This is a genomic window from Cupriavidus necator (assembly GCF_040578825.1).
Classification (GTDB): Bacteria; Pseudomonadota; Gammaproteobacteria; order Burkholderiales; family Burkholderiaceae; genus Cupriavidus; species Cupriavidus necator_E.
Map to the genome: position 1 here is coordinate 1 of NZ_JBEFLI010000034.1, position 12,495 is coordinate 12,495.

Annotated in this window: 13 protein-coding genes; 6 read left to right on the forward strand and 7 right to left on the reverse strand. The window is 67.3% G+C overall.

All coding sequences use genetic code 11. The annotated features are described in order from the left end of the window. Positions 1-30: 30 nt before the first annotated feature. The 3 genes from AB1I47_RS17740 to pedF all read right to left on the reverse strand — a co-directional run bounded on the left by AB1I47_RS17740 (position 31) and on the right by pedF (position 2,427). Positions 31-423: a hypothetical protein gene (locus tag AB1I47_RS17740; RefSeq protein ID WP_354685052.1), complete on the reverse strand. Its 393-nt coding sequence runs from the start codon at positions 421-423 to the stop codon at positions 31-33. A 578-nt stretch (positions 424-1,001) separates the two neighbouring features. Further along, positions 1,002-1,865: a substrate-binding periplasmic protein gene (locus tag AB1I47_RS17745; protein ID WP_354685053.1), complete on the reverse strand. Its 864-nt coding sequence runs from the start codon at positions 1,863-1,865 to the stop codon at positions 1,002-1,004. An 82-nt stretch (positions 1,866-1,947) separates the two neighbouring features. Continuing rightward, positions 1,948-2,427, reverse strand: coding sequence for a cytochrome c-550 PedF (pedF, locus tag AB1I47_RS17750; RefSeq protein WP_354685054.1), 480 nt, complete (start codon positions 2,425-2,427; stop codon positions 1,948-1,950). A 278-nt stretch (positions 2,428-2,705) separates the two neighbouring features. Here pedF and AB1I47_RS17755 point away from each other — a divergent pair, with 278 nt between their 5' ends. After that, positions 2,706-4,742 (forward strand): sigma-54-dependent Fis family transcriptional regulator, encoded by a 2,037-nt coding sequence (locus tag AB1I47_RS17755; RefSeq protein ID WP_354685055.1) that lies wholly within the window; start codon positions 2,706-2,708, stop codon positions 4,740-4,742. Positions 4,743-4,770: 28 nt separating this feature from the next. On the opposite strand, the gene AB1I47_RS17760 is transcribed toward AB1I47_RS17755, so the two are convergent. Together AB1I47_RS17760 and AB1I47_RS17765 are read right to left on the reverse strand one after the other, a co-directional pair. After that, a complete protein-coding gene (locus AB1I47_RS17760) occupies positions 4,771-5,751 on the reverse strand; it encodes an MBL fold metallo-hydrolase (protein ID WP_354685056.1) in 981 nt (326 codons plus the stop codon). After that, positions 5,739-6,677: an alpha/beta fold hydrolase gene (locus tag AB1I47_RS17765; protein ID WP_354685057.1), complete on the reverse strand. Its 939-nt coding sequence runs from the start codon at positions 6,675-6,677 to the stop codon at positions 5,739-5,741. Before AB1I47_RS17765 ends, AB1I47_RS17760 begins: the two co-directional genes overlap by 13 nt. An 83-nt stretch (positions 6,678-6,760) precedes the next feature. Here AB1I47_RS17765 and pqqA point away from each other — a divergent pair, with 83 nt between their 5' ends. The 5 genes from pqqA (at position 6,761) to pqqE (ending at position 10,036) form a co-directional block, all read left to right on the forward strand. Then, positions 6,761-6,835 (forward strand): pyrroloquinoline quinone precursor peptide PqqA, encoded by a 75-nt coding sequence (pqqA, locus tag AB1I47_RS17770; RefSeq protein WP_012355514.1) that lies wholly within the window; start codon positions 6,761-6,763, stop codon positions 6,833-6,835. Positions 6,836-7,010: 175 nt separating this feature from the next. Beyond that, positions 7,011-7,928, forward strand: a complete 918-nt coding sequence (pqqB, locus tag AB1I47_RS17775; protein WP_354685058.1) for a pyrroloquinoline quinone biosynthesis protein PqqB — start codon at positions 7,011-7,013, stop codon at positions 7,926-7,928. After that, positions 7,925-8,629: a pyrroloquinoline-quinone synthase PqqC gene (pqqC, locus tag AB1I47_RS17780; protein ID WP_354685059.1), complete on the forward strand. Its 705-nt coding sequence runs from the start codon at positions 7,925-7,927 to the stop codon at positions 8,627-8,629. The genes pqqB and pqqC overlap by 4 nt, the downstream gene beginning before the upstream one ends. Next, complete coding sequence (gene pqqD / locus AB1I47_RS17785) at positions 8,626-8,898, forward strand: pyrroloquinoline quinone biosynthesis peptide chaperone PqqD (protein WP_354685060.1); 273 nt, start codon at positions 8,626-8,628, stop codon at positions 8,896-8,898. Before pqqC ends, pqqD begins: the two co-directional genes overlap by 4 nt. Beyond that, entirely contained in the window at positions 8,870-10,036 is a 1,167-nt protein-coding gene (gene pqqE / locus AB1I47_RS17790) for a pyrroloquinoline quinone biosynthesis protein PqqE (protein WP_354685061.1), read from the forward strand. The genes pqqD and pqqE overlap by 29 nt, the downstream gene beginning before the upstream one ends. Before the next feature lie 125 nt (positions 10,037-10,161). Here the strand turns inward: pqqE and AB1I47_RS17795 are convergent, their stop codons facing one another. Together AB1I47_RS17795 and AB1I47_RS17800 are read right to left on the reverse strand one after the other, a co-directional pair. Then, positions 10,162-10,485 carry a c-type cytochrome gene (locus tag AB1I47_RS17795; protein WP_354685062.1) on the reverse strand — a complete coding sequence of 108 codons (324 nt, stop codon included), beginning with the start codon at positions 10,483-10,485 and terminating at the stop codon, positions 10,162-10,164. Positions 10,486-10,591: 106 nt separating this feature from the next. Further along, positions 10,592-12,334, reverse strand: a complete 1,743-nt coding sequence (locus tag AB1I47_RS17800) for a PQQ-dependent methanol/ethanol family dehydrogenase (protein ID WP_354685063.1) — start codon at positions 12,332-12,334, stop codon at positions 10,592-10,594. Positions 12,335-12,495 lie beyond the last annotated feature (161 nt).

Consider the following 12,495-nt stretch of genomic DNA (forward strand, 5'->3'; position numbering starts at 1 on the left):
ACAATCCGAGAGAGCTTACAAGCCCACCCGCTATGTCATTGACCGTAAACGACTTTCTGCGGAGCGCCAGCCACCAGGAGTTGTGTGTAATGAGGTGCCCTGTACCAGGTCGATATATTTCTGATTAAACCCGGGAAAACCACCGCCCGGAACTGGCGGATTAAGATAGTGCTTGGGCTTGTACTCCGATGGCCGCATCCATATCAGCATCCGCGGGCAGGTCGAGTATTTCTGGTTCCATATCAGGGACGCGTGGATAAAATCCTTGTGAACCGGAACCAGACCGCTGTTTTCTCCGCATACCGCAGGACCTGCGGCAGGGCAATCGGCCGCCTGGGCAGAGCCGGCGGGCGCCGTCATCAGCCAGGCAGAACAGGCTCCTGTCACCGCCAGAGACAGGGCTCTTCCATGAAGACTTTTCATACGACCTCCTTTGAGGCCATTCAATCAAGCACATCGATGCTGGAGGTGGGCCACTGACCGGCTCCCCTCCTACCGAAAAAGCTGTTTCAGCCAGGACACAAAACCGCCTCCTCCTCTTTCATTTGATGACGCATGCATTGCCGTGGCCTGGGTGCCTCTGCCTGGCGCACGAGTTACGGGGCATGTGAAACCGTCGCAGAAAGCGAGTAAATCGTCGCCGTCCGCATGTTGGAAACACTGAATCGGGCAATATCCTCCGTTATTTGCAGGTAGTGTTTGCTTGCGCCCGGAATAATTAATTAGCTGATTACTCCGAAGCCCCACCGGATTATTCGCATACCGCGAAATCACTTCGGGCAACCGAGCGAGAACGATGCCAGGCGCGCTATCTACCTGATTCTTCGGGAAAATACTGTGCGGGAGCGCACCAGCGCAAAACCGAAACGGGAGAGGTGGTTACAGAGTTGAAGCAGCACCAGCCCGGCTGGGTCGCGTCGCTGCCCGCGGGACAGGGCCGCGCCCGGCAGGCGCGGCCCGCCACTCGATGGATGGATGGATGGATGGCTGGACAGGAACCGTCACGGCTCCTGCATCGTCACCCCATAGCCCGCAAAGATCCGCTGCAGCTCGCCCTTCTGGCGCAGGGCGTTCAATGCCTCCTCCAGCGATTGCGCCAGGTCCTTTTCGCCAGCCTTGATCGCCATGCCGACGGCCCAGCCGCGCGGCGGCAGCAACGGCGAGCTGATATCGGCGGTGGCAAAGCGGGCGGCGGACTGGCCGGCGGCCTTGAGCGCGCTCTCGTACTGCGCGCGCGTCACCATCGCGGCGGCGATGTCGCCCGAGAACAGCGCGCGCAGCGCGTCGTCGGCCTCGGGGTAGATCTTCACCTTGTCGCGCAGGGCGCCGCCGGCGCCGGCCAGCAGCGCGTTGGCGCCGGCCGAGCCGGCGGCCGCGCCGGTGGGCTGTCCGGCCAGGTCTTCCAGGCTGCGCAGCGCCGGCAGGCGCTCGCGGTCCAGCACCAGCACGAAGGTCTCGCGGTAATAGGGCGCGAAGATCAGGGCCTTGTCGTTCTCGCGCATAAAGGCGCGGTCGACCGGCACGTGCAGCATCACGTCGGCCGGGCCGTAGCCCAGGTAGTGGCCGCGCCAGACCATGGCGCGCAGGTCGTCGGACATGTTTTCATCGGCATCGAAGGGCATCAGCGATACCGCCAACCCGAGCTCCTTGCCCAGCGCCCTGGCCAGCGCCACGTCGATGCCCCCGTACTCGCTGCCCGCGGCCGCCGAGAACGGCGGCAAGCCTTTGTAGACCGCAACCTTGAGCGTGCCGCTCTGGCGGATCCTGGCAAGATCGGCCTGCGCCGGCTGCGTGCCGAGCAGCGCGATGGCGGCCAGCAAGGAAACTATGGAAAGCCTCGGGCCGCGGGCGGGGCTGGCAGGCATGGAATCTCTCCTCGGAACGGGAAGCAAGCCCGGCTACTGGAGCCGGGGCTGGACGATGAAGGGGATGCCGACAGGCCATCCCTTACTCGCGCCGCGACTCCAGGTAGGTCTTGATCGCCCACACCGCTTCCTGGCTCAGCACGCCATCGAAGGGGGGCATGTAGACGCGGCCGTCGCGGGTGCGGCCCTTGCGCACGGTGGTGGTGTAGAACTGCGAGATCTCGCTCATGCAGGCCTGCTTCTTCTTGGCATCGGCCAGCGACACGCAGTCGCTGTCGAGCTTGCGCAGGTCAGGCGCGATCCCGCCCGACACGGCTTCCAGGCCATGGCAGCGCGCGCAGTTCTGGTTGTAGGCCGAGCTGCCGATGCGCATGGCTTCCTTGTGCGCGTCGCCGCTGCGGTAGGGATTGTCGGGGCGCCAGTCGTCGCCCAGTTGCGGCAGTGCCTTGGTATCGACGGCCTGGGGCGTCACGTCGCCGTGGGCGAGCACTGAGCCGGCCGGGACGGCGGCGAGGGTTGCGCAGAGCGAGAGCAAGGCAAGCAGGCGGCGCTGGGTTTTCATCGGATGTCTCCTACAGTGAATGGGTTTTGATGTGTTTGCCGCCATTTCCGCAAGAGCCATACCAGCGGGTTCAGCCGTGCGCGCAAGCGCCTCCAGGCAGGTTTCACGGGGCCATGGCCGGCGTGTGCAGCGCAGCATCGGCTGGCCGGTGTCCCGGAATGCCACACTTGGCAAGTGTTTTGCTTCATGACGCAACAGTGTCGAACCAGCGCCCGGCGATGGCGCCGACAGCGACCCGCGCAAAAGATCGCGGGCGACTTTCCACAGGAGACAGAGAGATGACCTTCCAAGCGGAACCCGTCCGCCGTGACCCGGCACAGCCTGAAAGCGCCGACCTGATTGCCCAGGCTCACCAGCGTTCCGCGTCCTACGGCCTGCGCCCCTATGAGTCCCCGGACTTCTGCCCGGTATTGCAGAGCGAGCTGAAGACGCGGATCGAGCGCAGCCAGTCCTTGTTCACCTATGCGCTGCCGGTGATGGAGACGCTCTACGACCAGATCGTCAACACGCAGAGCATGGTGATCCTGACGGACGCGGATGGCCTGATCCTGCACTCGCTGGGCGACGACGACTTCCTCGCCCGGGCCGACAAGGTCGCGCTGCGCCCCGGCGCGGAATGGTCGGAGGAGCGCCGCGGCACCAACGCCATCGGCACGGCCCTGGCCGAGAACCGCGCCACGCTGGTCCACGGCGCCGACCACTTCCTGGAGGCCAACCAGTTCCTGACCTGCTCGTGCATGACCATCCTCGACCCTTACGGCAAGACCGTCGGCGCGCTGGATGTGACCGGCGACCGGCGCGGCTTCCACAAGCACACCATGGCGCTGGTGCGGATGTCGGCGCAGATGATCGAGAACCAGCTCTTCGGCAACGCCTTCCGCGACATGGTCTGCATCCGCTTCCACTCGCGCGCGGAGTTCCTGGGCACGCTGGTGGAGGGCATCGTCTCGTTCACGCCCGGCGGGCGCTTCCTGTCGGCCAACCGCAGCGGACAATTCCAGCTTGGGCTGTCCATCGGCGCACTGCAGGCGCACACGTTCTCGTCGCTGTTCGGGCTGTCGATGTCCCAGCTCTTCGATGCGGTGCGCGAGGCGCACGCGGGCATCGTCCAGTTGCAGTTGCCGAGCGGGGTCAAGGTCAGCGCCCGCGCGGAGTGGAAGTCCTCGGCCACGTCAGTGCCGGGCGGCGGCGCGGATGCCGTGCGCGCGGGCGCACGCGACACGATGCCCATGGCCCACGCTGCCCCCCCTGCTCTCACGCCGCGCAGCCTCTCAGGCGAGCTGCCCCGGCCCGCGGGGCTGGACGACCTCGACACCGGCGACGCCCAGATCCACGCGGTGATCGGCAAGCTGCGCAAGGTCATCGGCAAGGACATCCCGGTGATGGTGCTGGGCGAGACCGGCACCGGCAAGGAGCTGATGGCGCGCGCCATCCATGCCGACAGCCCGCGCCACTCGGGGCCCTTTATCGCCGTCAACTGCGCTTCGATCCCCGAGAACCTGATCGAGTCGGAGCTGTTCGGCTACGAGGAAGGGGCCTTCACCGGCGCGCGCAAGAAGGGCGGCATCGGCAAGATGCTGCTGGCCAACGGCGGCACGCTGTTCCTGGACGAGATCGGCGACATGCCGCTGCACCTGCAGGGCCGGCTGCTGCGCGCGCTGCAGGAGCGCGCGGTCTCGCCGCTGGGCAGCAGCAAGGTGATCCATATCGATGTTTCGCTGGTCTGCGCCACCAACCGCAACCTGCGCGAACTGGTCGCCAACGGCGAGTTCCGCGAGGACCTGTACTACCGCCTCAACGGCCTGGTGGTGCGGCTGCCGGCCCTGCGCGAGCGCAGCGACCTGGACGTGGTGGCCGGCAAGCTGCTGCGCCAGGGCCAGGCGGAGGGCGCACCGGGTGAGCCGCCCCGCATCAGCGATGCGGTGATGGCGATGTTCCGCAGCTACCACTGGCCCGGCAATATCCGTCAGCTCTGCAACCTGTTGCGTACCGCGCGGCTGATGGCCGAAGGCGAGGCGGAGATCGCCGGGGACCACCTGCCCGACGATTTCCTGGATGACCTGCGCGAGCGGCAAGGGCAAGCGGCGGTGCCGGTGGCCCACTTGCTGCCCGGTGCGCAGCCTGGCGCCCTGTCTGGCGCACAACCTGGCATGCCGCCCACGCGGCTGGCCGACGTCGAGGCGCTGACCATCGTCGCCACGGTCAAGGCGCACCAGGGCAATATCTCGGCGGCAGCCAAGGCGCTGGGCATCTCGCGCAATACGGTCTACCGGAAGATGGAAGAGGCGCGCGCACTGCCCCGGCAGACGAGCTGAAGCGCACCATGCATGGGGCAGCCGCCGCTCAGGCGAGTGGCTCGCCCCGCATCCAGCGGTCTTCCAGCTCGCGCCAGGCGCGCTGCACGTTGAGCGGATGGCGCGTGGCGAAATTCCGCCAGTGCCGGAACGGCTGCGCCGCTACCGCATCCTGGGCGCACGACGCATCGCTGCCTGCCTCCAGCGCGGCGGCGATGCCTCCCGCCAGCGCATCGAAGTAGGCCAGCGTGGGCAGCAGCGTCTGGGCCGGCGTTCCCGGCGCGGTGCCGACCACGGTGCGCGCCGGCAAGGCCGACAGCCGCCGCAGTGCCTGGCGCCAGCCCTGCAGCGATGCCTCCTGCATCTCCGGTACCCGCTCGCGGTAAGCGAGGCCGCCCGCACAAAGCAGGCCGAGGTGCGGTGCGTACAGCGACGTATCCGAGGCGCTGTGCGCGTTCGGGTGGACCATTACCTGCCATGCGGTGGCGCCGGTGTGCAGCCAGCCGTCGGGCTCCAGGGCGGGCCGCGGCAGCACGATGGCGGTGTCGCGCATGGCGGCGCGCCCCAGCAGCGCCTCCATGCGGGCCATGCAGGCGCTGCAGCGTTGTTGCATCAGCCGGGCGTTGGCGGCGGAGGCGAGGAAGACGGGGCGAGGTCGCAGGCGGGCGAAGGCGGCGTTGGCCAGCACGTTCTCCGGGTGCGCGTGGGTGTTGACGACCCAGCGCACGGGCTCGGGCGTCAGCGCGCGGATGGCGGCGAGCAGCGCGCTGCCCCACCCCGGCTGCGGACCCGGATCAACCACGAGCACGCCGGCCCCGGATACGTGGACCAGGCTCGGCACCACTTCGCCGGCATTGGCGCGCGCGGCCTCGGCGTTGGCGGCGCGGGCCACGTAGATGCCGGGCTGCAACCTGTCGAGCGCCACCCTGGACACCCTGGACGCGGCTGCCGCGGCCCGTGCTCCATCCATCGCCAAAGCCAGCGTGGCGCCAAGGAAGCCGCGCCGCGTCAGCGGCGTCACCGCTGCCATGCCGCCGCGCGGATGGCCGCGGCCAGCGCATCGCGCATGGCGCCGGTTGCAAGGTGTCCGCCGGCGACCCAGTTCAGGTGCGCCTGCGGCATCGCGGCCTGCAGCCGCAGCGCATTGGCGGGTCGGCACACCGCATCGGCACGGCCATGCAGCAACCTCACCGGCACGCCATGCGCAGCGATTTCCCGCGCCGCCTTGAGCAGGGCGGGCTTGCCGAGCCCGGCCCGGTTGCGCAGGTAGTGCGCCTGGATGCGGTACTTGTTCATCGTGGCCACCTGCTCGCGCACGGGCTGGCGGCGTGCGCGCAAGCGTGGGGAAAGCCCGAGCAGCGCCTGTTCGCCGGCGCGCCATGCCGCGGCTGTGTCCCGTTTTTGAGCAGTCGTACCACTTTGGAACAGTTGTGACACAGTGTTCAGTCGCGCGCGCGCATCGGGCAGCCGTTCGCCGCGCGGCGTGACGCATTGCAGCATGCGGCGGCCCGCACGACGCGGCGCGAACAGCCCCAGCACATCGTCGCGACCGGTCAGGAACGCGCCGCGCAAGACCAGCGCCGCCACAGCGTCCGGATATCGCGCCGCGTAGGCCAGCGCCAGCGCCGCGCCCCACGATCCGCCCACCACGCCCCAGCGCGCGATGCCCAGCGCCTGGCGCAGTTGTTCGAGATCGGCCAGCAGCGCGCCCACGTTATTGCGGCGCACGGAACCCGCCGGCGTGGACCGGCCGGCGCCGCGCTGGTCCGGCATCACCACGCGATGCCGTTGCGGGTCGAACCAGCCCGCCATCGATGCCGAGCAGCCGCTGCCGGGGCCACCGTGCAGCACCAGCCACGGCTCGCCATCCGGCGGGCCGCTCACCCGCACATGCACGCGGTGAGCGTCCGGCGTACGCAGGTAGAAACACACGGAGGGCGTGGAAACGTCGGGCATGGATGTTGCCTTGAGAGCGATGCGGCAGCCACGCTGCCGTAACACGACGATATTCACTAAACATGCCACCCAAGGAGAGAGACATGACCTGGACCACGCCTGCCTATACCGAGCTGAGGCTTGGCTTTGAAATCACGATGTATATCGCCAACCGCTGAAGGTGCGATCGTGCCTGCGACCGGATGTTGCCGCCGCTTGCGCATGCGCCGGGCACGCCGGCAGATCGCAAGCGCACTGAATGCGCGCGTGCGCAGGGCCCGCTTTGCCTGGCCTTGCGCATGCCGACGCAGCCCGGCTCCATGAAGCCATGACCCATAACAAAGCGCTCGCGCCATGACAACCATCCGGGTACTGGGGTCGGCCGCCGGCGGCGGCTTTCCGCAGTGGAACTGCAACTGCCACAACTGCGATGGCGTGCGCCGGGGCACTGTGCGCGCGACGCCGCGCACGCAGTCGTCGATCGCGCTGCACGGCGAAGGACCGGACGCGATCCTGGTCAACGCCTCGCCCGACATCCTACAGCAACTGCGGCAGGCGCCCGCGCTGCAGCCGGCGCGCGCGCCGCGCGATACCGCGATCGCGGCGGTCGTGTTGATGGACGCCCAGATCGACCACGTCACCGGCCTGCTGATGCTGCGCGAACACCGCCAGGCCCTGCCGCTCTATGCCACGGCAGCCGTGCTCGATGACCTCGGCACAGCCTTCCCGCTGACGCGGATCCTGTCGCATTACTGCGGCCTGCAGACGCACACGTTGCCGTGCGACGGCACGCCATTCTCCGTTCCGCCGCTCGACGGCGTGACGCTCACGGCGGTTCCGCTGGACAGCAAGCCGCCGCCCTATTCGCCCGGCCGCCAGGCGCCACGCCGGGGCGACAATATCGGCCTGCGCATCGAAGACCGCCGCAGCGGCCGCCGGGCGTTCTATGCGCCGGGACTCGGCCACGTCGACGACCATGTCTTCGTCGAGCTGTACAACGCCGACATCGTGCTGGTCGACGGCACCTTCTGGCGCCATGACGAGATGCAGGCGCACGGCTTCTCCGGCAAGAGCGCCGCGGACATGGGGCACCTGCCCTTGTCCGGCCCCGGCGGCATGATCGAAATCCTCGACCGCCTGCCCGCCGGCCGCAAGATCCTTATCCACATCAACAATACCAACCCGGTGCTGGTGGAAGACTCGCCGGAACGCGCCGAGCTGACGCGGCACGGCATCGAGCTGGCGTACGACGGCATGGAAATCACCCTATGACGAATCAGATCGCATGGACCCCGGCGGAGTTCGAGGCGCGCCTGCGCGCCATGGAAAGCGGCTACCACATCCACCATCCGTTCAACCGGCGCATGGCCGCGGGCCAGTGCTCGCCGGCGCAGATCCGCGCGTGGGTGGCCAACCGCTTCTACTACCAGGCCAATATCCCGCTGAAGGATGCCGCCATCCTGTCGAACTGCCCTGACCGCGACACCCGCCGCGAGTGGGTGGTGCGCATTCTTGACCACGATGGCACGCCCGGCGCCACTGAAAGCCAGCCCGGCGGCATCGAGGCCTGGCTGCGGCTGGGCCAGGCGGTGGGGCTGGAACGCGACGCATTGCTGGCTCAGCAGCACGTGCTGCCCGGCGTGCGCTTTGCCGTTGACGCGTATGTCAACTTCGCGCGCCGCGCGCCGTGGCAGGAAGCGGTGTGCTCGTCGCTGACGGAGATGTTCGCGCCAGAGATCCACAAGCAGCGCCTGGCCGGCTGGCCCACGCAATACCCATGGATCGAAGCCGCCGGACTGGACTATTTCCGCTCGCGCATTCCGCTCGCGCAGCGCGACGTGAACCATGGCCTGCGCGTGACACTGGACTACTTCCGTACCGCGGAGCAACAGCAACGCGCCCTCGACATCCTGCAGTTCAAGCTCGACGTGCTCTGGTCGATGCTCGACGCCATCCAGCAAGCCCACCCATGACAGCCAGCCTCCCAGACCTCGCCAGACCGATCCTGCACCGGACCTTCCGCCTGCAATGGGAAGAGGCCCAGCAAAGCTGGGTGCTGCTGTATCCGGAAGGCATGGTCACCCTCAACGACAGTGCCGCCGCGATCCTGCAGCGCTGCGACGGCGACCACACGCTCGACATGCTGATCGATGAAATGCAGGCCGCCTTCGGCGTGCAGGGCATCGCCCCGGAGGTACATGCCTTTGTCAAACATGCAACCGAACGCGGCTGGCTGGTCTGAGCCGGCCAACCCCTCAGCGCTGCCCGGCCCGCCACTGTGGCTGCTGGCCGAGCTGACCTACCGCTGCCCGCTGCACTGTGCCTTCTGCTCCAACCCGGTGGACTATGCCCGGCACACGGCTGAGCTCGATACCGCGCAGTGGTGCGAAGTCTTCAGCCAGGCGCGGGCGCTGGGCGCGGTGCAGCTCGGCCTGTCCGGCGGCGAGCCGTTGCTGCGCAAGGATCTTGAACAGCTGGTGCGGCACGCGCACGGGCTTGGCTTCTACACCAACCTCATCACCTCCGGCGTGGGACTGACGGACGCGCGTCTGGGCGCCCTGCGCGAAGCGGGCCTGGACCATATCCAGCTGTCGTTCCAGGATTCGACCCGCGAGCTCAACGACTTTCTCTCCAGCACCCGCACCTTCGACCTGAAGCAGCGCGTGGCGCGGATGATCAAGGCGCATGGCTATCCGATGGTGATGAACTGCGTGCTGCACCGGCACAACCTGCCGCATGTCGGCACCATGATCGAGATGGCGCTGCAGATGGGCGCGGAATACCTCGAGCTGGCCAATACGCAGTACTACGGCTGGGCGTGGGAGAACCGTCTGGCGCTGATGCCCACGCAGGCACAGTTGCGCGAGGCCGAGGCGGTGGTGCAGCAGTATCGCGCGCGCATCGGCAAGCAATGCCAGATCCTGTTCGTGGTGCCGGATTACTTCGAGGCGCGGCCCAAAAAATGCATGAACGGGTGGGGCACGACGTTCCTTGGCGTCGCGCCGGACGGCACCGCGCTGCCGTGCCATGCGGCGCGCATGCTGCCGGACCTGGTGTTGCCCAACGTGACCACGCAGGGGCTGCGGGAGATCTGGCACGACAGTGAGGCCTTCCGGCGCTTCCGGGGTACGAAGTGGATGCAGGAGCCGTGCCGCTCGTGCGATCACCGTGAGGAAGATTACGGCGGCTGCCGGTGCCAGGCTTTCCTCGTTACCGGCGATGCCGCCGCGACGGATCCGGTCTGCGAGCACTCCGCCGAGCGCGGCAAGATCAGCGAGATCGTGCTGCAGGGCAGGCTGGCCGCGACGCAGGCGCGGGAGGTTCCGATGGTGTTTCGCAGCGATGGGAATTCGCTGCGGCTGAGTGGTGGGCGAGGTTAAGAAACTTCTCGGACCGTTGCCATCGACGCTTGTTTGCTCCCCTCTCCCGCAAGCGGGAGAGGGCGTACACAATCAGCGATTGAACCTGAAGCAGCAAGCGCCAGGACGCGAGCTTACCGCCCCCCCTACCCCACCTTCAACACCCACTCCGCCAGCCGCTTCGCATCGCGCTCGCCAAGATTCCCGTGCGGCGGCATCGGCACCGGTCCCCAGGCGCCCTTGCCGCCTTCGCGGATCTTCTTTGCCAGGCGTTCAGCCGCCTGGTTGTCGCCCTTGTACTTGGCGGCCACCTCCGCAAACCCCGGCCCCACCAGCTTCGACTGCATGCCATGGCAAGCGAAGCAGCCGTTCTTGTCAGCCAGGGCCTGCATGTCCGCAGCGGTGCCGGCCAGTGCCGCGCCCGGCAGCATCACCAAAGCCGCCGCCAGCGCCATCCATTCTTTCTTCATACCTGTTTCCTACAGTTCTTTCATTACATCGGCGTCCCCGCGGCACGCTGAAACCTGTACGCAATACCAGCGTGCCCGGGACCATGTCAGCGATCCCCCGCAGGGGTCAGCTCTTATGCAGCTTGAACACCCACACCGAGCCGCCCTGCTCCAGGAAATTCACCCGCTTGGCCACCTCGCCGCCCCACAGCGGCACCGCGCCGCCCCAGCCGGACACCACGGCTACGTACTGCTCGCCGTTGTCCTCCCAGGTGACCGGCGGCGCTACTACGCCGCTGCCGGTCTGGAACTGCCACAGCTCCTTGCCGGTCTTGGCGTCGGCGGCCTTCAGGTAGCCTTCCGGCGTGCCCCAGAACACCAGTCCGCCGGCCGTGGTCATCGCGCCGCCCCACAGCGGCGCACCGTTCTTGACCTCCCATACGATCTTGCCGGTCTTGGGATTGATGGCGCGCAGCGTGCCGATGTAGTCGTCGTTGAGCGGCTGGATGGTGAAGCCCGCGCCAAGGAAGGCCGCGCCCTTCTTGTAGCTGACCGGCTCGTTCCAGATATCCATGCCCCACTCGTTGGCCGGCACGTAGAACAGACCCGTCTGCGGGCTGTAGGCCATCGGCTGCTGGTTCTTGCCGCCGAGGAAGCCCGGCGCGGCGAAGACAGACTTGCCCTTCTTCGGGTCGGTGCCCGCGGCAGGATCGCCGGGACGGCCTTCGTTGATAAAGTTCGGGCGGCCCGTCTTCAGGTCGATGCCGGTGGCCCAGGTGATCTTCTTGACGAAGGGGAAGGCGTTGACCAGCTTGCCGCTGGCCGCGTCGTTGACGTAGAAGAAGCCGTTGCGGTCGGCCTTGCCGCCCATGCGCTTGCCGTCGAGGTCGAAGGTCACGAACTCATTGACGCCGTCGAAGTCCCAGCCGTCGTTCGGGGTGTTCTGGTAGTGCCACACGATCTTGCCCGTGGCGGGATCCAGCGCCACCGTCGAGGCCGAGTAGAGGTTGTCGCCCTTGCGGATATGGCTGTTCCACGGCCCCGGGTTGCCGGTACCGAAATAGACCAGCCCGGTCGCCGGATCATAGGTGCCGCCCAGCCAGGTGGCCGCGCCGCCGGTCTTCCAGGTCTCGCCCGGCCAGCTCGCGTTCTGCGCGCCGGTCACGCCGTTCTCGGTCTTGTTGCCCTCCTTGTCGTACTTGTAGCCCATATGGCCTTCGACCACGGGCCGCGACCACACCAGATTGCCCGTTTTGGCATCGCGCGCATCGACGCGGCCCACCACGCCGAATTCGCCGCCGGAGATGCCGGTCAGCACCATGCCTTTGACGATCAGCGGCGCCGCCGTGTACGAATAGCCGGCGGCATAGTCCTCCAGCTTCTCCTTCCACACCACCTTGCCGGTCTTCTGGTCCAGCGCCACGAGCTGCGCGTCGAGCGTGCCGAAGATCACCAGGTTGTCGTAGAGCGCCGCGCCGCGGTTGACCACATCGCAGCACGGCATGATGCCTTCGGGCAGGCGATGCTCGTACTTCCACAGCTTGCGCCCCGTCTTCAGGTCGAGCGCGTAGATGCGCGAATACGAGGCCGTCACGAACATCTTGCCGTCGTGGATCACCGGCTGCGACTCCTGCCCGCGCTGCTTTTCGCCGCCGAACGAGAAAGACCACGCCGGCACCAGGTTGCCGACGTTCCTGGTATTGATCCGCGACAGCGTGGAATAACGCTGCCCTTGCGGCCCCATGCCCCACGACAACACGTCGCCGGTCGACTTCGCGTCGTTCTCGATCATGGCGTCGGTCACCGCCGCCTGCGCGGCCATACTCGCCGCGGCGGCCGCGAGCACCATCATCACTCGTAACGTCCTCATTGCCATCTCCTCTGTAGTTTTGAATTCCCCAGGTGCGCCACTGCGCCACACACCGGACATGCACTTGGCAATTCCCATGCCATTCGCATACCCGTGCACCAGCGCCGGTTGCAGCCGTATTCCGCGGTGACGGCCGTGCCACCGCGCAACACTGCGCTGGC

What these genes read in the sequence shown, in the direction of transcription:
- AB1I47_RS17740 (WP_354685052.1), bottom strand. Translation starts at nt 423, where the DNA reads ATGAAAAGTCTTCATGGAAGAGCCCTGTCTCTGGCGGTGACAGGAGCC.
- AB1I47_RS17745 (WP_354685053.1), bottom strand. Translation starts at nt 1,865, where the DNA reads ATGCCTGCCAGCCCCGCCCGCGGCCCGAGGCTTTCCATAGTTTCCTTG.
- pedF (WP_354685054.1), bottom strand. Translation starts at nt 2,427, where the DNA reads ATGAAAACCCAGCGCCGCCTGCTTGCCTTGCTCTCGCTCTGCGCAACC.
- AB1I47_RS17755 (WP_354685055.1), top strand. Translation starts at nt 2,706, where the DNA reads ATGACCTTCCAAGCGGAACCCGTCCGCCGTGACCCGGCACAGCCTGAA.
- AB1I47_RS17760 (WP_354685056.1), bottom strand. Translation starts at nt 5,751, where the DNA reads ATGGCAGCGGTGACGCCGCTGACGCGGCGCGGCTTCCTTGGCGCCACG.
- AB1I47_RS17765 (WP_354685057.1), bottom strand. Translation starts at nt 6,677, where the DNA reads ATGCCCGACGTTTCCACGCCCTCCGTGTGTTTCTACCTGCGTACGCCG.
- pqqB (WP_354685058.1), top strand. Translation starts at nt 7,011, where the DNA reads ATGACAACCATCCGGGTACTGGGGTCGGCCGCCGGCGGCGGCTTTCCG.
- pqqC (WP_354685059.1), top strand. Translation starts at nt 7,925, where the DNA reads ATGACGAATCAGATCGCATGGACCCCGGCGGAGTTCGAGGCGCGCCTG.
- pqqD (WP_354685060.1), top strand. Translation starts at nt 8,626, where the DNA reads ATGACAGCCAGCCTCCCAGACCTCGCCAGACCGATCCTGCACCGGACC.
- pqqE (WP_354685061.1), top strand. Translation starts at nt 8,870, where the DNA reads ATGCAACCGAACGCGGCTGGCTGGTCTGAGCCGGCCAACCCCTCAGCG.
- AB1I47_RS17795 (WP_354685062.1), bottom strand. Translation starts at nt 10,485, where the DNA reads ATGAAGAAAGAATGGATGGCGCTGGCGGCGGCTTTGGTGATGCTGCCG.
- AB1I47_RS17800 (WP_354685063.1), bottom strand. Translation starts at nt 12,334, where the DNA reads ATGAGGACGTTACGAGTGATGATGGTGCTCGCGGCCGCCGCGGCGAGT.